Source organism: Sorangium sp. So ce375 (genome assembly GCF_051473855.1).
Lineage (GTDB): Bacteria > Myxococcota_A > Polyangia > Polyangiales > Polyangiaceae > Sorangium.
In genome coordinates, this window is the sequence record NZ_CP150335.1 from 2,011,871 (window position 1) to 2,037,678 (window position 25,808).

Below are 25,808 nucleotides of genomic sequence, written 5' to 3' on the forward strand. Positions count from 1 at the left end.
GCTATGCGCGCCGGGGCGCGGCTCGGCCTGCGCGTCGCCTCCGCGGGCCGGGTCACCATTGGATGGAGCCGAAGACCTTGTTCATGACCTCGAGGGCCCGGATGTCATTGATCATCCAGTTGAACTCCGGCCAGGACATCTTGCCCGTCATCGTGTCGACGGTGAAGTTGTCGTACTTCGGCAGCCCGTGGTTCGTCAGCAGGATCGCGAACATCTCGCGGTTCGGCTCAGGATCGAGCACCATGAGCGTCCCGGCGCCGCCCGTCTTGCTGTACGCGACGCTCGAGGCAGACTCCCCGCCAGGCCACATGCCTCCGTCCCACATCTCCCAGCCGTACCCCTTGCGCGAGTAGAACAGGTTCTCGTCGTACGACCAGGCCGGCCTGAGGAGATGGAGCGAGCCTGTCTGGATCGTGGTCATGTCGTGCACGGTCTGCTCAGGGAGCAGGGTGTTTACGCAGGTGTTGAAAGGGGGGGAGTTGCAACTGTAGACGCGCTTGCCCCGGTTCAACATCATCTGGGAGAACTTCGCCAGATCGCTCGCGGTCGAGAACAGGCCGTCGCACCCCGTGAGGTGCTCGGCCGGGTCCGGGCCCTCCCCTGCGAGGAAGTGGTCGGTCTCGTCCTGCACCTCGCCCCGGAGATAACGCCCGCGCGTCGCGGACCACGCCGTGCCGACGAAGCGGTCCTGCTTCCCCGGCATGTTGAGCCACGGCTGAAAGCCCGTGTCCGTCATCTGCAGCGGGTCGAAGATGTAGGTCTTCATCAGGTTCTGGAGCGAGTCGCCGCCGACCGTCTCCAGCACGTGGCCCAGGATCCGGAAGCCGAGATCGCTGTAGACGGCCTTCGTCGCCCGCTGGTGGGCCAGCGGCGCGTCGAGCAGGGTGTGCCAGGGGTCGGCGTCGTCGAAGATGCCGTTCGGGTTGCTGTCGTCGAAGTAGTCGAGATCCTCCCCCGATATATAGTTCATCAGCTCCCTGATCGTGACGGAGCTCTTGTTGTTGACCGAGGAGACGGCGAACTCCGAGAAATACGTCGCGACCGTGTTGTAGACGCTGAACCCCGGGTAATTCCCGGACTCTTGCATTTTCATCGCGAGAAAGACGGTGAACGGCTTGGTCATGGACTCGAGATCGAAGATCCCGTCGAGCGGCATCGGCACCGATGCCATGCTCGGATTGTCCTCGTTCAGGCCATCTCTCGTCCCCACGGCGGTGTGGAGCACGATCCGGCCCCGGCGGGCGACAAGGAGGACCGCGCCCTTGATATCCCCGTCGTCGACCGCTTCCTCCAGCTCGTCGACCGCCTGGCCGAGGATGAGGCTGGACAGACTCACCGATGCCGGTGTGTCAGTGCTGAGGGAGTACGATGTCCCCGACACAGGGTACGTGTGCTGGGCGTGAGCCGACGGCGCCATGCCGACGAGGGCGGCGGTCACGGCTCCACAGAAGATCAAGCTACTGGCTCTCATGTTCGCGATTCCTTCCTTGAAAGGTGTTGCAGCCTCCGCGCGCCGCCGAGCGGCGCGAGGGGCGTCGGGGTCATCGGCTGCGGTCTCGGAGCGCGTCCTGGCCCGCGGGCCGTCTGGGGCATATCCACCCTTCGTGCCAGCGGACCGAGCAGGATTCCGGCGAGCAGCGCACCCCGCGCGGTGCGCGCCTCGCCGTCACGGTGGCGGCGGCCGGGCGCCCCTAGTCCACGGTCGCGGCGCCGCCTCGGGGCGCGGAAATGCTTTGTGGTTCAAGGACTTGCGAGCTTGCGACGCCCGCGCCGGTCACGGGGGGGAGGGGAGAGGCTCAGCGCGCTGCAGCGCCGCACGAAGGCACGCCCGCGGAGGCGTAACATCGTGACATCGTGACATCGTGACACCGTGACACCGTGACATCCGACGTGAGCCCGTCGAACGCCGCTCGGCGGCCCGTCACGGAATGACCTCGACCGCCATCCCCTCATTCAGCTCCGCGCTCGCGAGCTTCACGATCCGCTCGCTCCCGTCGAGCCCGGTCGACACATGGATCGTCGCGCCCGTGTCGCGCTCGACGGTGATCGGCGCGAAGCGGAGCTTGCCCCCGGCGTCGACGACGGCCACGCGCAGCCCCTTGGCGTCGTTGTAGAGCGCCGTCGCCGGGATCTCGAGCACGCGGTGCGGCGTGGGCAAGGTCAGCGCGACCTCGGCGTACATGCCCGCGAGCAGGCGCCCGTCGGGGTTCGGCACCCGCACCTCGGTGTTCATCGTCCGCGTCGCCGCGTCGAGCGCGCCGGCCGTGCGCGCGATCGTGCCCTGGAACGGCTGCCCCGCGAACTCGCGCACCGTGACCTTCGCGGGCGCGTCGACGCGCACGCTGGGCGCGACGTCCTGCGGGACGCCCACGAAGACGCGCGCGGGGTCGGTCGCCGAGATGGTGAAGAGCGGCGTCCCGTTGCCGGCCGTGACCAGCGCCCCGCGCTCGATCGCGCGCGCGGTGACCGTCCCCGCGAACGGCGCGGCGACCTTCGCGAACTTCTTCTGGTCCAGGATGCGCTGGACGTTCGCCTGCTGCGCGGCGATCGCCGCCCGCGCCACGGTGACGCTCGCCTCGGCGACGTGCGCCTGCCCCTGCCGCTGCTCGAGCTCCTCCTGCGGCGCCACGCCCGCGGGGACGAGCTGCTCGTAGCGCTTCACGCTCGACCTCGACAGGTCGCGGTTGGCCTCGGCCTGCACCAGGCCGGCGCTCGCCTGCACGAGCTGCGCGCGGGCCTGCGCGAGCTCCTGATCGAGCTCGGGCGTGTCGATCTCGGCGAGGATCTGCCCCTCCGCCACCTTGTCGCCGATGTCCGCCGTCCACTTCCGCACGTAGCCGCTCACGCGCGGGTAGACGACCGTCTCCTCGAGGGGCTGGATGCTCCCCGGCAGGACGAGCGCCCGGTCGCTCGACACCGGCTGCGGCGCGACGACCCCCACGCGCGGGGCCGCGCCCTCGGCGGCCCGCACGCCCTGCTCGAGCGCGGCGCGGGCGTTCCGGCGGGGCAGGTAGGCCGTGGCGAACGCCGCCCCGAGCGCGACGACGAGGCCCACGCCGAGGGCGAGGCCGCGGGTCCTCGTCAGCACGGCGGGCGGCGGCAGATCGAACCCGAGATCGTTGGCCGGGCGGCCCGCACCCGTAGACGGAGGAGGGGAAGAAGGGGCAGGGGAGGCAGGGGAGCGAGGGGCGGTGGAGCTCATAGGTCCTCTGCGAGCGGGTCTCTGGCCGGGGCCTTGTTCCGGAGCAGGCTGTACATCACGGGCACGAAGAAGAGCGTGCTCAGCGTCGCGACGAGCAGGCCGCCGATGACCGCGCGCCCCAGCGGGGCGTTCTGCTCGCCGCCCTCGCCCAGGCCGAGCGACATGGGCAGCATGCCGAAGATCATCGCGAGCGCGGTCATGAGCACCGGCCTGAGGCGCGTCATGCCCGCGGCGAGGGCCGCGGTGCCCGCGTCGCGGCCCAGCTTGCGCTGGTCGTTCGCGAACGTCACGACGAGGATGCTGTTCGCCGTGGCGACGCCGACGCACATGATCGATCCCATGAGCGCGGGCACGCTCAGCGTCGTGTGCGTCACGAAGAGCACCCACGCGATGCCCGCGACCGCGCCCGGGAGCGCCATCAGGATGATGAGCGGGTCGAGCCACGACTGGAAGTTCACGACCATCAGCAGGTAGACGAGCACGACCGCGAAGAGGAGCCCGTAGCCGAGCCCCGTGAACGAGGTGTCCATGCTCTCGGCCTGCCCCTTGATGGTCACCTTCGTCCCGCGCGGCAGCTCGGGCCTGAGCTCGTCGACCACGCGCGAGACGGCGCCCGCGACCGAGCCGAGATCGGCGCCGTCAACGTTCGCCTGGACGTCGAACGTCCTCGCGACGTTGTAATGGGTGATGTTCGCCGGCCCGGTCGTGCGCGACATCGACGCGACGTTGGACAGGAGCTGGGGGCGGCCGTCGCCGGTCGACAGCGGCGTGGCGTTCACGTCGTCGATGGACCCCATCGCGTACTGGGGCGTCTGCACGGCGACGAGGTACTGCACGCCGCGCTTGTCCAGCCAGTAGGTCGGCGACGTCTGCCCGCTCGACGAGAGCGAGACAAGCACGTCGCTCGCCACGTCGCGCTGGCTGAGCCCCATCTGGTCGGCCATGGTGCGGTCGACGTCGATGCGGAGCTGCGGCCTCGCCGGCACCTGCGCGAGGTGGACGTCCACCGCGCCGGGGATCCTCTCCATGCGATCGGCGATCTTCAGCGCGACGGCGTAGGTCTCGTCCTCCTTGCCGATCGGGCCGACGACCTGGACGTTGATGGGCGCCGCGAGGCCGAAGTTCAGCACCTGCGTCGAGATGTCGGGGGCGAGGAAGAAGAACGTCGTGTCGGGGTACGCCGCGTTGAGCTTCGCGCGGAGCAGCCGGACATGGTCGGCGGTCGGGCGGTGGTGCTCGGCGAGCGCGATGAAGATCTGGCCGTCGGCCGACGAGATCTGGGCGCCCTCGCTGAGCGACAGGTTGATGCCGCTCGCCGGGATCCCGATGCTGTCGAGCATCGTGCGGATCTCGCCCGGCGGGATCACCCCGCGGATGGTCTCCTCGATCCGGGCGAAGTGCCGCTCGCTCTCCTCGAGGCGCGTGCCCGGCGGGCCGCGCACGTGGAGCTTGATGAGCCCCGCGTCGACGGTCGGGAAGAAGTCGCGGCCGAGGAGCGGGATCAGCGCGACCGAGGCGGCGACGAGCGCAAGGAAAGCTCCGACGAACAGGGCGCGGTGCGCGAGCGCCCACGCGAGCCACCCGCCGTACGCCGCCCGCAGCCGGTCGAAGGCGCGGTTGAACGACGCGAAGACGCGCCCGAAGAGGCTCGCCGGAGCGGCATGGCCGTGGGCGTGCTCCGCCGCCTCGCGCTCGAGGAGCAGGCGCACGAGGGTCGGGACGAGCGTCCGCGACAGGAAGTACGACGTGAGCATGGCGAAGACGACCGCCATGGCCATCGGCACGAAGAGCGACCGCGCGGCGCCGGTGATGAAGGCGACCGGCACGAAGACGATGCAGATGCAGAGCGTGGAGACGAGCGCCGGGACGGCGATCTCCTGCGCCCCGTCGACGATGGCGCGGACGAACGGCTTCCGCTGCCCGAGGTTCCTGTGGATGTTCTCGATGGCCACGGTCGCGTCGTCGACGAGGATGCCGACCGCGAGCGCCATCCCGCCGAGCGTCATCACGTTGAGCGTGTGGCCGAGGGCGTTCAGGGCGATGATCGAGACGAGGATCGAGAGCGGGATGCTGGTGACGACGATGAGCGTGCTGCGCCAGCTCCCGAGGAACAGCACGATCATGAGCGCCGTGAGGCCCGCGGCGATCAGCGCCTCGTGCACGACGCCGGAGACCGCGGCGCGGACGAACACCGACTGATCGAAGAGCAGCGAGACCTTGAGCTCCTTCGGGAGCTTCTCCAGCGTGGCCGGCAGCATGGCGTGGATGCGCGAGGCGACGTCGAGCGTGCTCGCGCTCCCGTTCTTGAGGATGCTCAGGAGCACGCTGCGCTTGCCCTCGACGTGCACCATGTTCGTCTGCGGCGCGTTGCCGTCGCGCACGCTGGCGACGTCGCGGAGGGTAATGGTCCTGCCGTTGACGGTCTTGAGCGGCAGCTTGCCGAGCTCCTCGAAGGCCGCGGGGCTGCTGTTCAGGATGACGGGGTACTCGTTCTCCCCCATCTTCGCCGTGCCGGAGGGCAGGATGACGTTCTGCAGCCCGAGCGCGGCGTTCACGTCGCGCGGCGACAGCCCCCAGGCGAAGAGGCGCTGCGGGTCGATGTCGACCATGATCTGGCGCTGCTTGCCGCCGTAAGGGTACGGGATCTGCGTGCCCCGGATCGTCGCGATGTCGGCGCGGATGAAGTTGACCGCGTAGTCGAAGAGCTGCTGCTCGCTCAGCGACTCGCTCTCCAGCGCGGCCTGGAGGATCGGCACGTTCGAGGCGCTGTAACGGATGATGAGCGGCGGGCTGATGCCTTGCGGCATCTGGCGGATGGCGGTCTGCGAGATCGCCGTGACCTGCGCGGTGGCGGCCTCGATGCTGGCGCCGGGCTGAAGGAAGATCTTGATGATCGCGATGCCGGTGAGCGACTGGCTCTCGATGTGATCGATGTCGTTGACGGTCGTGGTGAGGAAGCGCTCGTAGTTGTTGACGATGCGCTTCTCCATCTCCTCGGGAGGGAGGCCGCCGTAGTTGAAAATGACGGACAGGACCGGGATGTCGATGTCCGGGAAGATGTCCGTCGGCATCCGGGCGACGGTGAACACGCCCAGGATGACGATCAGCATCGACATCACGATGAACGTGTACGTGCGTTGAAGCGCGATCCGGACGAGCCACATGGGCCAATTCCCGTCCCCCTCTGGAGCACCCCGGCCAGGGGCGGCGCCCGAGGGCAGGCTCCGCATTTAGGGTGCCCTTGACGTTCGTCCAATCTATTCTTTCGTATCACACGATACCTTCAAGGTATGGATCTGCGTCACCTCCGGTACTTCACGGCCGTCGCCGAGGAGCGGCACTTCGGCCGCGCGGCGCAGCGGCTCGGCATCGCCCAGCCGCCGCTGAGCCGGCAGATCCAGGATCTCGAGTCCGAGCTCGGCTTCTCGCTCTTCGATCGCTCGCGGCGGCGCGTGGAGCTGACGCCCGCGGGGGCGGTCCTCCTCGCCCACGTCCGGCGGGTCTTCGACGCGCTCGATCTCGCGGTGCACGAGGCCCGGCGCGCGAGCGTGGGCGAGACGGGGCGCCTCGTGGTCGGGTACCTCTCGTCGCTCGCCTACAGCGGCATCACCGAGCTTGTCCGCACCTTTCGCGGGGAGCTGCCCGCGGTGGAGCTCGCGCTGCGCGAGATGCCGCCGCAGGAGCAGATCGAGGCGCTCAAGGACGGGCGCATCGACGTCGGCTTCGTGAGGGCGCCGCTGCACGACGCCCGGCTCGCGTCCGAGTGCGTCCGGCGCGAGCCGCTCCTCGTCGCCCTGCCGGCCGACCACCCGCTCGCCGCGCGGAAGCGCATCCCGCTCGAGCTCCTGTCGCGCGAGCCGTTCGTCGTGTTCCCGCGCCAGCGCGGGTCGGCCTTCTTCGACCTGGTGATGGGGCTCTGCCGCGAGGCGGGCTTCTCCCCGCGCATCGCGCAGGAGGCGCTGCACCTCGACATCCTGAGCCTCGTGGCGGCGGGCTTCGGCGTCTCTATCCTGCCGGAATCCATCAAGAATGTCGGGCGCAAGGGGCTCGCGCTGCGGCCGATCGTGGGCGCGCCGTCGACGGACCTCCTCGTCGCGTGGCGCGCCGACGACGCCTCGCCGACGCTCGGGCAGTTCCTGTCGTTCGTGCGTCGGGTCGGCGTCAACAAGGGCAAGCCGCGCGCTGCGCGGAGCGCGCCGGGCGAAGGCGAGCGCGGCCGCCGGGCCCGCGGGGCCGCCGCGGCGGGGCGAGACGCAGCGGAATAGCGGAGCCGTCGCGCGGCGCGCGCCGCGGTGCAGCGGGGCGGCCTGGTGCGCGCCGGCCCCGCGGGCCGCGGCTCAGGCGCGGGGGCTCCGCGGCGCGTCGAGCGGCTGCCGCTTGCGGCGCAGCGCCGAGAGCGCGCTGCCGAGGGTCTGGTGGAGCGTCATCCCCTGGAGGTCGACGCCGAGGCGGGTGAACCCGTGCGCGACCTGCGGCCGCATCCCGACGACGATGACCTCGGCGCCGAGCAGGAGGGCGGCGCGCGTCGTCTTCATCAGCGACGCCGCGACCTGCATGTCGGCGGAGGGCACGCCGGTGATATCCATCAGCAGCACCTCGGCTTCCTTCTGGCTGAGCTCCGCGAGCACCACCTCGAGCACGTGGTGCGCGCGCTCCACGTCGATGGCGCCGACGAGCGGCACGAGCAGCACGCCCTGCTCGAGCGGGATGACCGGGCACCCGAGCCGGCGCACGGCGTCGGCGAGGGCGCGCTCGCGCTCGTAGGCGGCGCGCGCCTGCTGCTCCTGCTCGATCAGCGACTCGATCAGCGACGCGCGCTCGAACGCCGCGGTGAGCATCGCCACCCACATCTCCATGTCCCGGTGATCCAGCCCGAGCGGGCTGCTCACAGGGGCGCAGACGGCCAGGACGCCGCGCTCCTCGCCCTCGCTGCGGAGCGGGATGAGCCGGAGGACGTGGTCGTCGCGCCGGGCGCCGGCAGGTAACCAATCGCCGCGCGGGAACGCCTCGGGCGCGACGCGCGCGCCCGCCTCCGGCGAGGCGGCCGCCGCGTCGGGGGAGCAGCTCTCGACGATCCGCAGCAGGGGGCCTGTGTCCCCGGGCGCTTCCCACGCGGCGAGGCAGCCCCAGCTCATCTGCACCGCGGAGAGCCAGCTCAGCTTGCTCCCGCCGCCGCCCGCGTCGGTCAGGAGCGTCTCCCGGATGACGAGGTTGATGTCGAGCAGGCCGTTCAGGTACTCGGCGCGGGCTGCCTCGATCGCCACCCGACCCTCCATCATGGCGCGCCGGGCCGCCCGGATGTACGCCGCGACGCGCCGCTCGGCTGCGGCGTCCCCGGCGCCGCGGAGGATCGTCTGGCCCGCTCGCTCCAGCCGGTCGACCATCTCGAGGAGCCGGTCGATGTCGGGCATCTGCTCCGCGGCCTCTCGCCAGGCCCTCTCCAGCGAGGCGGCGGCGGGGCCGGGCCTGCCATGGGCGGCCGCCTCGAGCCCGAGGACCACATCCATCACCCCGGACCAGGCCACCTCCGGCGGCGGGCTCGGCTCGAGGGCCGCCTGGGAGGTCGCGAGCGCGGCGAGCTCCCGAGCGAGCGCGTGGGCCGGCGCAGCGGCGCTGCGGGCGGAGAGGGGCGCGTCGCGCTGCGCCGGGGCGGCGGGCGAGCAGCCGCAGGAGCGGCGCAGGACGAGGGTCGTCGGCGCGATGTGCCCCGCGCAGGGGAGCTCCCGTCGGGCGAGGAGGTCGAGGAGCAGCTCTGCGGCCTTGCTGCCGAGCCAGTCGAACCGCTGGCGGACCGTCGTCAGCGGCGGCGAGGCGTACCGGGCCGCCTCGATGTCGTCGAACCCGACGAGCGCGAGGTCCTCGGGGACGCGGATGCCCGCCTCGGCGAACGCGTCGAGGGCCCCGAGCGCCACCTGATCGGCCGCCATGAACATCGCGGTGCAGGAGATGTCCCCTTCCAGGAGGCGTTGCACGGCGAGCCGCCCGCTCACCCTCTCGTTGTTCGGGAGATCGAAGACGAGGCTGGGATCGAACGGGATGCCGCGCTCGTCGAGCGCGTCCCGGTAGGCCTGGAAGCGCTGCCGGATGTCCTCGTGCGCCATGTGACCCGCGAAGACGATCTGCTTGTGGCCGTGCTCGATCAGGTGGCGTATGGCCGAGAGGGCGCCACCGTGGTTGTCGGGCAGGACGTAGGGGCAGCGCGCGTCGTCGTTCGCGCGCGCGCTGAGGGTCACGACCGGCCGTCCGTCGTCGAGGAAGGGCTCGAGTTCCGTCGCGTCGATGAGCGCGATCCACCCGTCGACCTGGTCTCGCGCGAGCCGCAGCCTGTACACGTCTCGCGGGGAGGCCCTGATGGCGAGCACCCGATATCCGGCGCGTCGTGCGGCCGACTGGATACCGCCGAGAAGCTCGCAGACATATCTACCCCAGATGTCGGGGCACATGATGCCGATGGCTCTATCGAGCGACATGGTGGCAGCATCCTCGGTGGTCCTCAGCTCCAGCGTTCCGTCGTGCCGCGATCACAAGCGGAGATGGGTAGCACGGGGCCCACGTGCGGCCATGCCGCCACGCGGCGCGCTCGCGGCGGGAGCGCGCCCTCGTCGTCTCCCGCGTTACCGCGCCCTCACGTCCGGTCCCCGGTCGTTTGCTGATAGCGGTGCTGTGCGGCAAGCGGCGCGAGTATCGGACGGATGGCTTCGCTTGTCAGCACCGTTCGTCGGGCGGTGAGGGCACCTCGGCAGGCGCCCTCACAGGGCCGGAGCCCGGCTGGGCGATGTCATGGCCTCTCCTTTACGGTTCCGGTTCCGGTTCCGGTTCCGGTTCCGGTTCCGGTTCCGGTTCCGGTTCCGGTTCCGGCCTCCGGCGCGCACTTCTCGTCCTCGAACGAGCAGACCTCGCCTGTGCGCAGATCCACGAAGTACCAGGCGAGCGTCATCAGCATCGGGGAGGTGTTGCACGGCGGGGCGATGTGCATCCGGACGTGCGCGCTCGCCCTGTCGACGCTCTCGGGCCGGAAGGCGATACAGGAAGCACCGGCGGGCCCTCGTTGCTTCAGCGCCCAGGCCCTGGCCAGGAGGACGGCTCTCTGCGCCTTCTGCTCGAGGTCCTGGAGAAAGCGCTCGATGGGTACGTAGGACTTGCCGTCGTGCCACATCGCCGCGCCGCGCCGCATATCGACGCGGAATCGCTCCGTGGCGCACAGGGTGCTCGCCCGGGAGCATGTCTCGTCGGCTCGCGCGATGAGATCGAAGACGTGGCCGTGGGGGGCCTCCAGCGCGAGCGCGTCGACGCCGCCCCATTTCCACTCGAGCACCTGGCGGAGCGCGGTGACCGCCGGGTGATGGTCCCTGTACCAGCTCGCCTGGAACGCCCCGTACTCGCGGACCTCGCCGTCGTCGTCCCATGAGGGCTCGTGCGTGCGCCCGTCGACGCGGAAGCGCGCGAGCCGTTTACGGCCATCGGACGAGAGCACGGACACGTGGAGGTGCGTGGCCGTCTCGCCGTCGACGCGCAGCTCGACGGCACCTCCCCAGTCGATGGCGTCGTCGATGAAGCGCTCCTCCAGCGCGGAGACGGCTGCTCTCGGCGACTCCTCGCGTGCGGCGAAGAACTCGCGCATCGGCCGGGGAACGGCCCTGTCCCACCAGCGCACCGTGCCAGCGCGCCGGTCGAGGGCGAACGTGGCGAGCGGCGCGCCGCGCTCGCCGAACGGAGCGCAATGGATGGGGCCGCGCTCTCGCCGGTGCAGCGCGACGATCGCCAGCCCGGCTGCGTCTGGCTCGGGCGTCAGCTCCCAGCAGTCTGCCGGCAGCGCCTCCACGCTCACCCGCGGCGTCAGCCACAGGTCCTGATCGCCGATCGCGCCCGATCGCGGTGCGGCGAAGAACGGCGCGAGCGCGTCTCTCACGAGATCCGTGGCGTCGTCTGCGGGAGGGGCTGGGGGCGCGCTCTGCTTCAAGGGCGGCGCCGCCGGCCGCGCCGCCACCGGCGGTCTCGCCGCGGGCGCGGGCGCCGCGCACGCCGTGAGCGCGAGCGGCAGGCAAGCCACGCAAGAGGAGGCCAGGCGGCCGAGGCCCCGCCTCGACGGCCGCGCGGACGCTCCCGCGCGCGCCGCGCCGTCGGCCGAGGCGCTGCCGGGATCGCTCATCGCTGCGCCCTCGACGCCACGCTCTCGACACAGCGGTCCGCGCCCCGCCGTGCCAGGAGGACATGGGTGGTTGCGATTGTCCGGGGGAGTCCAGGGCGTGTCAGCATCAGCTCCAGGTCCTCGCACTGCTTGCGCTCCTTGCCGTCAGGGCCCGTGCACGCGTCGAGCTGCGGGCTCGCCCCGAGCCCTGGCAGCGCTGCGCGCAGCTCCCGGTGCCAGCGCTCGCCTGCGTACGGCGACACCCCTCGACAGAGCCATCGCTCGGCGTCTTCCCACTCGAGCCCGAGCCAGGCGAGCGCGAACGACTCTGCGTCAGGGGCGAGGGGCGGCGCTCGACGCGCGCTGTCGCCTTCGACCGCGTAGTGTGCGGCGAGGGCGTCCCAGCGCGGGTACCAGGGGAGGAAGCTCGGGTCGCCTGTCCAGCGCAGCGTGAAGCCCTTGGCCGACACAGCCAGCGTATAGCCCGCCGGCATGTGGAATCGGAGGCTGCTCGCAAAGGCCGCACGCGGGCGCAGCGGGTCTGTTCCCTCCAGCAGCACCCTCGTGGTCAGCGTCCTCCAGAGCGAGACACAGGACGACTCCGCGCTCGAGACGGCCAGCGCCCAGCGCCCCTTCGGTCGGCCTGGCAGGAAGCCGTAAGACAGCTGGTTTCCCTCCGACGTCCGCTCGGACAGATCGCTCTCGTGGGCGAGCGCGAGGCGAAAGCCCGCCGGGCCCCGCTCGAAGACGTAGAGAGACGCGTCCTCGCCGCACGGGACCGCGAGCGTGACGAGCGCGACCCGGAGCTCGGGGTGCGCCGCGGGCTGCTCGATGCGGAGGTCGATCAGGCTGCCCCACCGCCCTTCCTCGCCGGCGGGGCGGACGCCGAGCCGCTCCAGCTCCGCCATCGCGCTCGAGCGTGCGGCGGCCGGCGCGCCCGGGGCCGCATCGAGCGCGCGCCCGACGACGCCCCGGAGCTCGGCCTTCAAGGCGCGGAGCAGCGCGGGGGCTCCCGCCGGGGGCGCGCTCAGCCCGATGCCTCCAGCGCTTGTGTCGAGCGCGGCGAGCGCCTGCACCACGGCTGCCACATCGGGCGGAGGCGGCGCCTCGCCCGGGGATGGCCCTGGCTGCGGTGAAGGCGTCCCCTGGCGCTCTGCGGGCAATGGGCGCGGCGGTGCTGGGCCTTCCTGCGGTGTCGGCGCGAGCGACCGGCGCGCTCCGCTTCCGGTGATGGGTGGAGCGCCGCTCGTCGGCGGAGCGCCACCCGTGCAGGCGAGTTGCCATAGCAGCGCGGCGCCCAGGGCGCCGCCTCCGGCGCGCAGCCGGGAGGCTCGGGGTGGGCTCGGCGACATCGGCGCAGCGTAACGCCGATCCCGTCGCCCCGATTCCTTCCGCAGCGCCTCGGCCGAGGCTCACGCCCCGTGCGGCGAGCGCTGCTCGGAATCGCTCGAAAAGGGGAGCGCCTGCTGCTCGAGGGCCACCCGCCCCTTGCGCTTCGGCCGGCGCGCTGGCGTCCCCGCATCGGCCGGCTCGACCTCGGCCCGCTCGGCGCAGCGCGGGCAGGCGGCCGGCGTCGGCTCCTCGGGCGCCGGCGCTGCGGCGGGCCGGGGCGGCTCCGGCGCCGCCTCGGGCTGCGATGGCTCGACCGGATCGGCCCGCTCGATCTCGGCGCGACCGCGCGCGTGCTCGGCGGTGACAAGGGAGCGGAGGGCGCGGGCGGCGGCGCGGTGCTCGGCGGCGGCCCGGCGCAGGCGCGCGACCAGCTCGAGCGCCGCCCGCGGGGGCGCATGGAAGCGAGCGCGCTCGCGGTGCGCGCAGCCGTCGTGGGCGGCGCCGCTGCTGCCGCAGTCGATGCAGATCCGCTCGAGCGCGAGCGGCTCCCGGACGGCGGAGCTCGGCTCGTCCGCCGCGGCGTCGTCCGGCGGGATCGCGTCGATGGGTTCCTCGGCGGGCGGCAGCTCTTCGACGACGACGGCGGCGGCCTTGCGGGAGCGCATGCCCGTCGGCTAGCAGATCATTGAACGGATGTACAGTTGTTCCTGGTGCTCGAGGCGGGGTGCGCCGTCCGGGATTGGCGGGCGCCCGGGCATGGCGGACGGGGGAAGCGCCTGTGTCCGCCGTGTCCTCTGTGGTTGAATCCATGGCTCATGGCTCAGGATGCGGTCACGCGGCTCGGCCGGGAGGCGCTCTCACAGTATACCCGCGACGAGCTGATCGATCTGGCTGACCGCGAGCTGGCCCGAACGGCGGACCCGCTCGTGTTCCTCGCGGAGGCGTCGCGCCACGAAGCCGCGCTCGACGACCGGATCGCGTCGCTCTACGAGCGCGCGCTGCGGTCTCCGTGTTCGCTGGTCAGGTTTCATGCGGCCTGGTGTGTGTACGAGACCAGAGCTTGCTGGGCCCGGTTCATTAAGGTCCTGCAGGCGGCCCGAGAGGCCGAGGACGACGAGTCGAACCGAGAGAACATCGACGTCGTGATCGACCTTCTGCAGACCGAGCTCCGGGACGAGGAAGAGGAGCGGATCCGGTGGGCGCACCCGGGGCTCGCTCGCGTCGAGTACGACGTGACCAGGCGGCGAGCGCTGTCCGGCGAGGAGCTCACGTCGCTCGAGCAAGCCGTCGACTTCCTGCGCATGCCGTACGATATCTACCATTGGTACTCCGAGCGGAGCCTGAACATGTCGCTGGAGCGCGCGCTCGCGTCGCTGCAGAAGCTCGAGCGCTGGTGGGACGAGATCGCGCCTTCGTTCCAGTCCGAGGCCCCCTATGAACACTCGGATCCGTTCATGGACGGGGACAGCATCCACCCGCTGGGGGCCTATATCATCAGCAGCCAGTTCCTATGGCATTATCACGGATGGGATCAGGCGGAGCGCCATCTCCTCCGCTCCCTCCACCTGGCGGAGACGCTCGTGACGAGGGGGCGGGGCGGAGCGGCGCCCGTCATGCCGCGCGCGCCCCTGAAGGAGCGGTATCTGGACAACGTCTCGCGGGCCTACCACGATCCGCGCCTCTACACGGTCAATCATTTCTACCTGGGAGAGCTCTACGAGCGCCGGGGCGCTCATGAGCAGGCCGCGCAGCACTACGCGCGCTTCGCCGAGCTCGAGCCCGATTTCTCCCCGAGGAACTCGTACGCCTGCCACCCGGACTACTACGATACAAAGCGGTTCTATCCAGGGACGGTCGAGGCGTACGGCAGGCTCGGGAACCTGTACCGCGATCGGCTGGGCAATCCGGATCGGGCGCGGTTCTACTACGAGAGGGCGCTGCGGCTGAGCCCGTCGCACCACACCCCGTACCGGGAGGTCGCGCGCCTCCTGGAGCAGGCCGATCCGCGCGGGGCGCTCGACCTCCTGCGGCAGGAGATCGAGACGCTGAGCTCCTATCCGGATCCCGATCCAAGCCCGAACTCGCGGTGTCTTCCCTTCGAGCCTCGGGAGGTGGTCGAGCGGTTCCGTGCATGGCGCTCTCACCCGATGGCGCCGCGCCACGGGGTGGACGTAGTGGCGCGGTCGGTTCTCCGGTTCCTGAAGGGCCTCTCCGTCGAGCCGTATCGGTTTGCGTACCCCGACTGGAACGAGCTCGCGCAGCAGGTGGAGAGCGCCTCGTCTCCGAGCGCGTGACCCCGGCGCCGTCGTGGCGCTGCGTCCGTCGGGGGGCCGACGTGGTAGCCTGCAGTCATGATCCTCCCGCTCGCGCCGCTCGCGCAGAGGATACGATCAGCCCGCGGTGTCCGGCTCGCGCGCGCGGCCTGCCTCGCCGGGGCGGCCGCGGCCTGCCTCGCGCTCGGCTGCCAGGGCATCCTCGGCATTCACGACGTCTCGCGCGACGGCGCTGGCGGTGACGGCGGCGACGACGGCGCCGCCGCGTCGGGCGGAGGCGGCGGCGGCGACGCGTCCGCGCAAGGCAGCGGGGGAGGGGCGCCCCAGGCGGGCTTCTCGATCGCGCTCGACCCGGCGGCGGCGCGCGTGGTGCGCGGCGGCTCGGCGGCGCTCACGGTCGCCGTCACCCGCTCGGACGGCTTCGCGGGCGACGTCGAGCTCTCGCTGTCGGGCCTGCCGAGCGGCGTCTCGGCGACCCCGGTCGTGGTCCCGGGCGACGAGGCCACCGGCGTGCTCACGCTGACCGCGGCGCCGCTCGCGGCGGTCGGCGGCGCAGCCCCCTCGCTCGTGGCCAGCGCGCCCGCGCTGGAGGACCGGGTGCTGCCGATCTCGCTGCTCGTCGCCGACCCGCCGGGGACGCTCGATCAGTCGTTCGATGGCGATGGGATCGCGACCAGCGGCACGCCCCACGAGGCGCGCGCCATCGTCGTCCAGGAGGACGGCAGGATCCTCGTCGCCGGCGTCGACGGAGATACCTGGGGGATCGCGCGCTTCCTGCCGAGCGGCGCGCTCGATCCGGAGTTCGGCGCAGGGGGCCTCGTCGTCGGTCAGGCGGGATCGGTCGAGTCGCTGGCCCTCCAGCCGGACGGCCGCATCCTGGCGGTGGGGACGCGGAACGAACAACTCGCGGTCGTCCGGTTCAACCCGAACGGCGGGATCGATCAGGCCTTCGGGGCGAGCGGCGTCGCGAGGCTCGATCCGGCCTCGATCAGCGGCTCGGCGGGCTACGGCGTCGCCATCCAGAGCGGCGGCGGGATCATCGCCGCTGGCACCGGGAAGCCGGGCACCCGCGGCATCGTCGTGCGGTTCTCCTCCGCGGGCGACCTCGATCGCGCCTTCGGCGGCTCGGGCCTCTTCTCGTTGGACGAGCGGCCGCTGCACTCCGTCGCGCTCGGCGAGGACGACCACATCGTCGCCGGAGGGACCGAGCGGGACGCGGGCCCCACCTTCCTCGCGGTGCGGCTCGATCGCGATGGGGTGCCCGATCCCGGCTTCGGAGCGGGCGGCATCGCCTACCTCTCGCAGACGCCCTACAACGACAACGACCTCGCCCTCGGGAGCGACGGCAAGCCGGTCCTCGTGGGATACGCGCTCGACGGCGTGAACCACTATGCGTTTGCGCGCTTCAACGCGGACGGCTCGGCGGACACGACGTTCGGCGGGACCGGCATGGTGAACGCTAGCGGCGAGGAGAAGCCCTATGTGCGGGGCTATGGCGTCGCCCTCCAGGCCGATGGCAAGATCCTCGGCGCGGTCGCGGGGGGCACCGGGGCCTCGGGCATCACGGCCTCGATCCTCCGGCTCCTGCCGGACGGCACCATGGACGCCGGGTTCGGCGCCTCCGGCGCCGTCGTGCTCGACGACCATCCGGACCAGAACTACCTCTATGCCGTCGCCGTCCAGCGCGACGGCCGCATCGTGGCCGTGGGGAAGCGGTCGAACCTGGGGCTCATGGTCGTGCGCGTCTGGGATTAGCCCCATCGCTCGGCGTGGGGCGGAGGGTCGAGGGCGCCCCGCTCACGCTGGCCTGACCCTCACTCCTTCCGCACGAGCCCGTAGCGGGCGAGCTTCCGGTAGAGCGTCATCCTCGGGATCCCGAGGCTCCTCGACACCTCGCACACGTTCCAGCGGGAGAGCTCGAGCGCGGCGCGGATCCGCTCCTCCTCGGCGCCCTGGTACTCGGCGCGCGACCGGCCCCGCGGCGCGGGCGCGGCCGCCGGCAGCTGGATGTCGGCGGGGCCGATCTCCGGGCCCGGCGAGAGCACGCACGCGCGCGCGAGCACGTTCTCGAGCTGCCTCACGTTGCCCGGCCAGCCGTACGACGAGAGCCGCCGGAGCGCGCCCCGGGACAGCCGGAACGCCGGGCGGCCCTGGCGCGCCGCGAGCTTCTCGACGATCGCCTGCGCGATCGCCGGGATGTCGTCCGGCCGGTCGCGCAGCGGCGGCAAGCGGATCTCGATGACGCTGACCCGGTAGTAGAGATCCTCCCGGAAGCGCCCCCGGGCGACCTCCTCCCGCAGATCCCGGTTCGTCGCGCAGACGACCCGCGCGTCGGCCACCGAGACGCTCCGGTCCGACCCCACCGGGCGGATCGAGCGCTCCTGGAGCGCGCGGAGCAGCTTCGCCTGCACGCCGAGCGGCACCTCCCCGAGCTCGTCGAGGAACAGCGTCCCGCCCCGCGCCGAGACGAACAGCCCGCCGTGATCGCGGACCGCGCCGGTGAACGCGCCCTTCACGTGGCCGAAGAGCTCCGACTCGAGCAGCGCCTCGGGCAGCGCCGCGCAGTTGACCGCCACGAACGGCCCGTCCCGCCGCGGCCCGCCCGCGTGGATCGCGCGCGCGACGAGCTCCTTGCCCGTGCCGCTCTCGCCGGTCACCGTCACCGTCACGTCGCTCTCCGCGACGCGCTCGCAGAGCGCGAGCACGGCGCGCATCGGCGCGCTCCTGCCCGCGATCTCCGGGAAGTCGCGGCGCGCGTCCGCCCGGGTCCGCTCGAGCTCGTGCGAGAGCCGCTCGATCTCGTCGGCCTGCGAGCGCATGAGCTCCGCGACCCGCCGCTGCTCCTCCTCCAGGGCCCGCGTGCGGTCCCTGAGCTCGGACATCAGCCTGCCGTTGTGCAGCGCGACCGCGATCTGGTCCGCGAACGCGCCGAGCAGATCCGCGTCGCCCTCCGCGAACTTGCCGCGCTGGAACCGGTTGTCGAGGTAGACGGCCCCGAGCACCGCGCCGTGCGCGCGGATCGGCACGCACACGATCGACCGCAGCCGAAGGCCGTGCACGGACGCGTTCCCGTGGAACCGCGCGTCGGCCAGCGCGTCGACCGTGAGCACCGCCTCCCCGCGCTCGACCACCCGCTTCGCGATCCCGTGGCTGAACTTGAGCTGGCTCTTGCCGACGCGCTCGCGATCGAGGTTCCGCGCGACCGCGACCTCGAGCCTGCCCTTCGCCTGCCCCTCCGGCGACGTCAGGATCACGAACCCCCGCTCGGCGCCCGTCAGCTCGATGGCCGCGTCCATGGCGAGGCGGAGCACCTCCTCCGCGTCGAGCGTCGAGCTCAGGCGCCGGTTCACCTCGAGCAGCTTCAGCACGAGCTCCATGCGGGCCCCCGGCGGCGCGGGCCCGCCGCGGAGCGCGGCCCGCCGGGGGTGCCGCCAGAACACCTCGGCGAGCTCGGCCGGGAGCGTGCTCCCGATGCGCTCCCAGCACTCGAGCGCGGCCGTGCGGTGCCGCTCCGCCAGCGCCGTCGCCGACCGGAGGCGGAGCACCTCGGCCGACACCTCCTCGTGCTTCGCGTGGAGCTCGAGCTGCGCGACCCTCGCCACGAGCTCCGCGCCCCGCTGCACCGAAGCGAGCGCCGCGTCCGCGTCGCCGCGGGCCAGCGCGAGCTCCGCGCCCGCCGTCGCGTGGCGCAGCGCGAGGTCCGCCGCGTCGGTCTCCCGCAGCAGCGCCGCCGCCTCGACCAGCCGCGCGCCCGCCGCGGCCCTGTCCCGCGCCGCCAGCGCGACCTCCGCTGCGTGGATCACCGCCTCGCACGCCTCGCGCTTCGAGCCGCGCGCCGCGTGGCCCGCGCGGGCCTCCTCGAGCAGCCGCGCCGCCTCGCCGAGCGCGCCGCGCGCGGCGGCGATCTCCGCGGCGAGCCCGAGCGCCGCGACGGCGATCTCCTCGGGGGCCCTCGGGCCCTCGGGCGCTCGCATCCGCGCGACGGCGAGCTCGGCGCGCTCGAGGAGGCCGACGTCCGCGTGGATCTTGGCGAGGTTGAAGCGCAGGGTCGCCTCGGTCCGCTCCTTGGCGAAGGCGATCGCCGCCCGGAGCCCGCGCTCGTAGCAGCGCAGCGCCGCGCCCCAGTCGCCGAGCTGGTGCCTCGCCGTCCCCAGGTTGAGCGCGGCCGTCGCGAGCAGGTCGCCGAGGCCCTCGGCCTCGGCCAGGTCGAGCGCCTCCTCGAAGCCGCGCGCCGCGAGGGCCGCATCGCCGGCGCGGTAGGCGTGGAGCGCGTGGTAGCTGAGCGTGCGGGCGCGGGCGCGGGGCGAGCCCGACGCCGGCCGCAGCGCGACGGCGCGCGCGAGGCTCCGGAGCGCCCCGGCCTGGTCGCTCAGGTACCCGAGCGCGAGGCCCAGCGTCTCGGCGAGCTCCGCGGCGGCCTCGCGCGCCTCGCCGCTCGCGAGCGCGCCATCGATCTCGCGCGCCTCGCCGTTCGCGAGCGCGCCATCGGCCTCGCGCCATCCGGACGCCGCGAGCGCCGCGAGCGCGCCCTCCGCCTCGCGCCGGGCCTCGTCGTAGCGGCCGAGGCGCAGCAGGCAGCGCGCGGAGAGGCTCGCGAGCCGCCCGCCCCAGGGCCCGGGCGAGAGGGCCCGCGCGCGCCCGAGCTGGGAGAGCGCCCGCTCGACCTTGCCGAGCTTCTCGTAGCAGCGCGCCGCCCGGTACGAGAGCTCCGCGCCGACGTCGGCGGGCGGCCCCGCGCGCCTCGCCCGCGCGAGCAGCGAGAGCGCGCGCCGCGGATCGCCGGCCGCCTCGAGCGCGGACGCCGCGGCCACGAGCGTCCGCGGCGCCGGCAGGACCTCGCAGGCGGCGTCCGCCGCGCGCACCCAGGCGCGCGGCGCCCACTCGAGCATCGGCTCGGACGCGGCGAGCGCCCGCCGCGCCGCCTCGTGGTCGCCCGCGAGCACGAGCGCCCTCGCCCGGTCCGCCGCGCGCTGGCTGCGGATCGACGGGGCGAGGGCCGCCTCGTCGGCGCCGGCGAGGTGGGCCGCCATCGCGGCCGCGACCTCGCGCACGACGCCCGCGTCGAGCCACGGCAGGAGCGCCCTCGCTTGGCCGGGCTGGCCGAGGCGGAACCCCTCGCCGTCGAGCCGCGCGAGCCCCGCGGCCTCGAGCGCGTCGAGCGCCGCGCGCCCCACGCCGAGCGCGGCGGCGGCCTCGGGCCCGAGCGGGTCCGCGACCGCGAGCGCGGCGAGGGCGCGCGCCTCGCCGCGGGCGAGCGCGGCCACGCGCCGGCGCCACAGCGCCGGGGTGCCCGTCGTGTGGACGAACCTGTCGAGCTCCGCCTCGCTCAGGCTGCGCTGCGCCAGCGCGGCGCAGAGCTCCTTGAGCGCGCGCGGGCGGCCGCCGCTCGCGCGCAAGAGCTCCGACGGGCGCGCCGCCGTGGCCAGGGGCGCCGTCCACACCCGGACCGCGTCCTCCCCCAGCGGGCCCAGCGGGAGCTCGACGACCGCGCCGCCGCCCACGTCGAGCCGCTCCGCGGAGGCGATCAGCCAGAGGAGGGCGTCGGTCGGCTCGGCCGACCGCACGAGCGCCTCGAGCAGCGCCCGGTCGTGCGCGCCCAGCCTGTGGGCATCGTCGATCGCGAGCACGCGCGGCCGGTGCGGAGCGGGCAACCCTTGTGATCCGCGGGATCCGTCTGCTCCGCGCGGCTCGCCCGAGCCGTGCGCCGCGTCGCCCGCGCGCCCGCGCGCCCCCGCGAGCTCGCCGCGCGCCCCGAGCAGCGCGTCCACGCCGGCCGGGAGCGACGCGCCGCCCAGCGCCCGGACCAGCAGCGCCCGCAGCGGATCGTCGCCGCGGGGCGCGCCCTCGACGACCTGCGCGCTGAGCTGCGCGCGCCACTTGAGCTCGCGGAACAGCCGCGATTTGCCGGCGCCTTCCTCGCCCGTGAGGATCAGCACGCGCGGCCCGCGCTCGCCCCGGAGCAGCGCCTCGAGCGCCGCGCCGAACGCCTCGACCTCGCGCTCCCGGCCGACGATCTCGCCCGGCTCGCTCACGACGGCGGGCGCGCGCCGCGGCGCGCCGCCGGCGGAGAGGGCCTCGAGGACCTCCTCGACCCCGGAGGGGCGGCCGGCCGGATCCTCCGCGGTGAGCCGCTCGGCGAGGCGGCGCAGGGCGGCGGGCGGCGCCCCGGCGAGGAGCGTGAACAGGGCCTCGAGCGTCCGCCCCACCGCGAAGAGATCCGAGCGCGCGCTCGGCGGGGCCCCCCGGAGCAGCTCTGGCGCGAAGAACCGCGCCGTGCCCGAGAGGTCCCCCGCCTCCGCGCGCATCCTCCGCGCCGCGCTGAGGTCGATGAGCACACCCGCGCCGTCGTCCCGCACGAGGACGTTCTCGGGCTTGAAGTCGCCGTGGACGATGCCGGCGCCGTGGAGCCACCCGAGCGCGTCGAGCGCGTCGAGCAGGACGGGCAGGGTCGCGCGGAAGGCGCGCCCCCGCGCGTGCTCGGCCAGCGTCCGACCCCGGATGAGCTCCGTCGTGGCGTACGTGAGCGGCTGGCCCCGCGAGCCGCCGGACGTCGTCCGCGCGAAATCGTACGCGCGCGGGAGGCGCGGGTGAGCGCAGGCCGAGAGCAGCGAGAACTCCCGCCGGAACGCCTCGACCGCGCCCGCGGAGCCGAAGCTCAGCGATTTCAGCGCGACGTCGCGATCGAAGAGCCGGTCGCGCGCCTCGTAGACCGAGGCGAGCCCGCCGCGCCCGAGCGCGCGCACGACCTCGTAACGGCCGTCGACCACGGACCCTGGCGCAATGCCGTGGTGTACCATCGGTACAATATGGTACATAATGGTACAACAACAGGCCACGATTTCCGCGGAACGCCGCCCATCGCGCTGGCGCGACTCTTGAAAAGAAGGGAGGCGTGATGCGCTGGCTTGCGGTCCTTCTCGTCGCTTGCGCCGCCGGGTGCGGGGTGAACCCCATCCCCGAGCCGCCCTTCGAGCGGCCGCCGGCGCTCGCCGGCGACGTCGTCGGCGCCGTGTGCGACGAGTGCGACGGCGCCCCGCTGGAGCTCGCCGGCGGGCCCGGGAGCGTGACGGACGCCGACGTTGTCTGGGCGGTGAACCTCGACGGGACCGCGCCGCCGGTGGTCGCGCCGGTCGCGGACGACGGGAGCTTCGCGCTCCAGATCGACGGCGTCCGGGGGAACGAGCTGCGCCTCCAAGCGCGGCGCGGCGCGCGGCGCTCCGCGCCGATGGATCTCCTCGCGGGGGCCGGCGTCCTCGAGCCGTCGCCACGCCCGCTCGCCGGCTGCTTCCGGGTCGAGCAGGAGCTCGCCTTGCCCGAGACGGACGTCGGCGCGATGTCCATCGGCACCCTCGCGCTGGTGCACACCTGCGGCGCGCCGCTCGCGATCGACAGCATCGCGCTGCGCGCCCCGGCGCCCGAGTACAGCCTCGAGGGGACGGCGGCGCCCGTGGTCCTCGACGCCGGCAGCGTCGCGGAGCTCCGCGTTGTGTACCGGCCGGCCGAGGCCGCCACCCGCGAGGAAGTGGCGCTGATCGAGGTGTCGTCTCCGGAGGTCTTCCGGCGGGCGGTGACGCTCTTCGTGACCGGCGCGCCCTGAGCCGATTCCAGCTCTCCGCTCCTCCGGGAGGCTCGAGGCGGGCCTCCGGGGGAGGTGCATCTCCCAACCCACACGAGAAAGATACGAGACCAACATGCGAACCTGTGCCTTATTGCTTCTTGCGGCCTCTTCGATCGTAGGACTGCTCGGCTGCGACCCTCCCACGGGCGGCGGCGGGGCGTGCCCGGATCCGAGCGATCCGGGCGTCCACTACGTCTCTCAAGATCCGGACGAGTGCGCGCTCATCGACTTCGTCTGCGCCGAGGGCCAGAGGCTGATGACCGAGCCCGGGTGCGGCTGCGGCTGCATCGACGAGGAGTCGCCTCCCCCCGCGTGCCCGGATCCGGGCGATCCGGGCGTCCACTACGTCTCTCAAGATCCGGACGAGTGCGCGCTCATCGACTTCGTCTGCGCCGAGGGACAGCGGCTGATGACCGAGCCCGGGTGCGGCTGCGGCTGCATCGACGAGGAGCCCGCGTGCCCGGACCCGGGCGATCCGGGCGTCCGCTACGTCTCTTACGAGCCGGCGGAGTGCGCCCTCATCGACTTCGATTGCTCGCCGCCCGAGAAGCTCTTCTCCAACGAGTGCGGCTGCGGCTGCCTCGGCCCCGCGCCGGAGACCTGCCCTGACGCCGCCGATCCGGACGTGCGCTACGTCTCTCACGATCCGGAGTACTGCCACCTCGTCGACTTCATCTGCGCGCCGGGAGAGGCGCAATTCTCCGACGAGTGCGGCTGCGGCTGCGTCGGCCCGGAGCTCCCCGTCGGGCGCGCTCAAGGCAAGTGACCGCGCCCGCGGTCATCCGCCCTGAGAAAGGTGCTCGCGCGGCCGCCCCGCGCGCGCAGCAGGGCGAGCCCGCCGCGCCCTGAAGCGCCCCCCATCTCCGCCCTCGCCTCCTGCGTATGGCTCCCCACAACATCGATTCACGGCTGGCCCGCTCGGCCCGCGCCGCGCGAAAGCTGCTGTAGAAGCGGTCGCTGCGGCCCGGCCGTGCAGGATTGATTACATGCGCGCACCCGAAGCGCGCTCCGCATCGATGACCAGCCGGTTGCTCGGAAGTTCTCCAGTTGTTTCGTCGAGGACGGTGATAGGCTCGCCTGTGCGACGCGGGGGAGGACGCGACCGGGATGAAGAGTGGGCCTGTCGAACTGCGCACGTCGAAGGTGATCGGCGTCGCGGCGGTCTTCCTGGACAACTCCTTCAACGCCGCGGCCTTTGGCGGCATGCACCGCGCGGCGCGCGCGCGCGGCTACGAGCTCCTCCTGATCCGCGCGACGCCTCGGGACGTCCTCGCTCGCGGGATGGCGCTTCACCACGTGGCCGGCTGGATAACGATGTACACCATCGACGGCCTGGAGGAGCTGCTCTCCGATGGGAAGCCCGGCGTGATCTTCTGCGCGCCCGCGCTCGGCGCGCGCTGCCCGGTCGTTCGCGCGGAGAACCACGGTACGATTCGCCAGCTCGTCGACCACCTCGCCCGCCTCGGTCATCGCCGGATCGCCTACATCGGCAAGGCGACGTCGGACGACTTCATCGAGCGGGCCAGCGCGTTCGATGAGGCGCTGCGCGCGCGCGGCCTCGAGACCGGCCTCAACCTGCTCTCCGAGTTCCAGGAGTGCAACATCCTGTACACCGAGCAGCGCGTGCGGGCGCTCATCGAGCGCGACGGCAAGTTCTGCACCGCGCTCGTGGCAGGCAACGACGAGATGGCCATAGGCGCCATCAACGCGTTCCGGGCGCGCGGATACCGCGTGCCCGAGGACATCGCCGTGGTGGGGTTCGACGACATCAGCGCCGCTCAGCACTGCGAGCCGCCGCTCACCACGATACGGCAGGACCCGGTGCTCCTCGGGAGCACGGCTGTCGAGCGCCTCATCGATCTCCTCGACGGCCGCCCCCCTCCGCCGCTCGTGACCCGCGTCCCCGCCGAGCTCGTGGTGCGGCGCTCGTGCGGCAGCGCTGCGTGGGAAGCGGAGCCGTTCGCGCCGGAGCTCGACGCGCCGCTCTGCGACTGGGAGCGCGAGCTGCCCCGGCAGCTGAGCGGCCTCATCGAGGGGCCGAGGTGCTCGCAGCCCGCCGAGGCGCCCCTCGCCTGGCCCGAGGCCGAGGTCATCGTGCGGGGCCTCGGCGCGGCGCTCAGCGGGGCGGAGCTGCCGGACGTGGAGACGCTCGATCGCGCCTTCGGCGCAGCGGTCGCGCGCAACAACAGGATCGACGTCCTCCTCGCGGTGGTGAAGCATATCGAGGAGACCGCCGCGCGGCAGCTCGCCGGCGCCTCGGATCCGGACGCCGGGCGCCGGCTGGAGAAGTTCCTCGACCGCGTGCGCCTCTCGCAGCAGCGGGCCCTCGTGGCGGCGGAGCGATATAGCGTGAGGAGCCTCGAGCGGCTGGTTCGCGCCAACGTGAACATGAGCAGGCTCCTTGTCTCGAAGCAGGTATGGACCGACGAGCGCCTGGCGTGGCTGGCGCACACCACCGTGCGCGTCGCGTGCGTCGCGCGCTGGGCGGACGATCCGGGCGCGGACGGGCCGGAGGCCGTCATCGAGAGCGTGCACACCTGCGATCCGGACGTGGCCGCGCTCGTGGGGCGACGGTATCCGGCCGGCCTCTTTCCGCCGCCCGCCCTGCGCGCGGCCGCGTTGCCGGACGAGCCGAGCGGCTTTCTCGTGATTGTCCCGATCGTGGGCTCGCAGCGCGACTGGGGGACCCTGGTGATGGGAGGGCTGCACACGGAGAGCTTCGCGGACAACCTCCACCCGCTGTCCATGTGGGTGTCGCTCCTGATCGCCGCGTTCGAGCAGCATGAGATGGCGGTCGCGCTGCAGGCGGAGCGCGACATGCTGGCCGCCGCCTACGAGCGCGAGCGCGCGCTGGCGAGCACGGTGCGGGAGCTCGGCTGTCCCGTCATCCCGCTGCTGCCCGGGGTGCTGCTCATCTCGCTGATCGGCGCGATCGACGCCGCGCGGGCGCAGCAGATCACGGCGGCCGCGCTCACGGGCGTCGCGCGGGAGGGGGCCCGGTGGGTGCTGCTCGACGTCACCGGCGTGCCGTTCGTCGACGAGGCGATCGCGGCGGCGCTCGTGCAGACGGCGCAGGCGACCCGGCTGCTCGGCGCGCGTGTGTGCCTCGTCGGCGTCGGCCCCAGGATGGCGCAGGGCATGGTCGGCCTCGGGATCGAGCTGCACGGCATATCCATCTTCCAGTCGCTGGCCGCCGCCATCAGCGAGCTGACCAGGCCAGAGAAGAAGACGAAGTCGAGGCGGGCAGAGTAGCGC

General features: G+C 73.0%; 14 protein-coding genes. 6 read left to right on the forward strand and 8 right to left on the reverse strand.

From position 1 onward, the window contains the following. Positions 1-52: 52 nt before the first annotated feature. The 3 genes from WME90_RS07730 to WME90_RS07740 form a co-directional block, all read right to left on the reverse strand. Positions 53-1,336 carry a serine hydrolase domain-containing protein gene (locus WME90_RS07730; protein ID WP_437280435.1) on the reverse strand — a complete coding sequence of 428 codons (1,284 nt, stop codon included), beginning with the start codon at positions 1,334-1,336 and terminating at the stop codon, positions 53-55. Positions 1,337-1,921: 585 nt separating this feature from the next. Continuing rightward, positions 1,922-3,202, reverse strand: coding sequence for an efflux RND transporter periplasmic adaptor subunit (locus WME90_RS07735; protein ID WP_437280436.1), 1,281 nt, complete (start codon positions 3,200-3,202; stop codon positions 1,922-1,924). Continuing rightward, positions 3,199-6,366: an efflux RND transporter permease subunit gene (locus WME90_RS07740; protein ID WP_437280437.1), complete on the reverse strand. Its 3,168-nt coding sequence runs from the start codon at positions 6,364-6,366 to the stop codon at positions 3,199-3,201. The genes WME90_RS07735 and WME90_RS07740 overlap by 4 nt, the downstream gene beginning before the upstream one ends. A gap of 126 nt (positions 6,367-6,492) precedes the next feature. Between WME90_RS07740 and WME90_RS07745 the strand changes: the two genes are divergently transcribed. Continuing rightward, entirely contained in the window at positions 6,493-7,467 is a 975-nt protein-coding gene (locus WME90_RS07745) for a LysR substrate-binding domain-containing protein (protein WP_437280438.1), read from the forward strand. Between the two features lie 72 nt (positions 7,468-7,539). Here the strand turns inward: WME90_RS07745 and WME90_RS07750 are convergent, their stop codons facing one another. The 4 genes from WME90_RS07750 to WME90_RS07765 form a co-directional block, all read right to left on the reverse strand. Continuing rightward, complete coding sequence (locus WME90_RS07750; RefSeq protein ID WP_437280439.1) at positions 7,540-9,672, reverse strand: substrate-binding domain-containing protein; 2,133 nt, start codon at positions 9,670-9,672, stop codon at positions 7,540-7,542. 308 nt (positions 9,673-9,980) lie between these two features. Continuing rightward, positions 9,981-11,351 (reverse strand): hypothetical protein, encoded by a 1,371-nt coding sequence (locus WME90_RS07755; protein ID WP_437280440.1) that lies wholly within the window; start codon positions 11,349-11,351, stop codon positions 9,981-9,983. Beyond that, positions 11,348-12,409: a hypothetical protein gene (locus WME90_RS07760; protein WP_437280441.1), complete on the reverse strand. Its 1,062-nt coding sequence runs from the start codon at positions 12,407-12,409 to the stop codon at positions 11,348-11,350. The genes WME90_RS07755 and WME90_RS07760 overlap by 4 nt, the downstream gene beginning before the upstream one ends. Positions 12,410-12,742: 333 nt before the next feature. Beyond that, positions 12,743-13,327, reverse strand: coding sequence for a hypothetical protein (locus tag WME90_RS07765; protein ID WP_437280442.1), 585 nt, complete (start codon positions 13,325-13,327; stop codon positions 12,743-12,745). 150 nt (positions 13,328-13,477) lie between these two features. Between WME90_RS07765 and WME90_RS07770 the strand changes: the two genes are divergently transcribed. Then, positions 13,478-14,956, forward strand: coding sequence for a hypothetical protein (locus WME90_RS07770; protein ID WP_437280443.1), 1,479 nt, complete (start codon positions 13,478-13,480; stop codon positions 14,954-14,956). A 57-nt stretch (positions 14,957-15,013) separates the two neighbouring features. Further along, a complete protein-coding gene (locus tag WME90_RS07775) occupies positions 15,014-16,690 on the forward strand; it encodes a hypothetical protein (protein ID WP_437280444.1) in 1,677 nt (558 codons plus the stop codon). A gap of 59 nt (positions 16,691-16,749) precedes the next feature. Here WME90_RS07775 and WME90_RS07780 read toward each other — a convergent pair whose 3' ends face one another. Further along, complete coding sequence (locus WME90_RS07780; protein ID WP_437280445.1) at positions 16,750-21,702, reverse strand: sigma 54-interacting transcriptional regulator; 4,953 nt, start codon at positions 21,700-21,702, stop codon at positions 16,750-16,752. Between the two features lie 128 nt (positions 21,703-21,830). Here WME90_RS07780 and WME90_RS07785 point away from each other — a divergent pair, with 128 nt between their 5' ends. The 3 genes from WME90_RS07785 to WME90_RS07795 all read left to right on the forward strand — a co-directional run bounded on the left by WME90_RS07785 (position 21,831) and on the right by WME90_RS07795 (position 25,805). Further along, positions 21,831-22,532: a hypothetical protein gene (locus tag WME90_RS07785; RefSeq protein WP_437283576.1), complete on the forward strand. Its 702-nt coding sequence runs from the start codon at positions 21,831-21,833 to the stop codon at positions 22,530-22,532. Positions 22,533-22,626: 94 nt separating this feature from the next. Beyond that, positions 22,627-23,319, forward strand: a complete 693-nt coding sequence (locus WME90_RS07790) for a hypothetical protein (protein WP_437280446.1) — start codon at positions 22,627-22,629, stop codon at positions 23,317-23,319. A gap of 341 nt (positions 23,320-23,660) precedes the next feature. Further along, positions 23,661-25,805 (forward strand): substrate-binding domain-containing protein, encoded by a 2,145-nt coding sequence (locus WME90_RS07795; RefSeq protein WP_437280447.1) that lies wholly within the window; start codon positions 23,661-23,663, stop codon positions 25,803-25,805. Positions 25,806-25,808 lie beyond the last annotated feature (3 nt).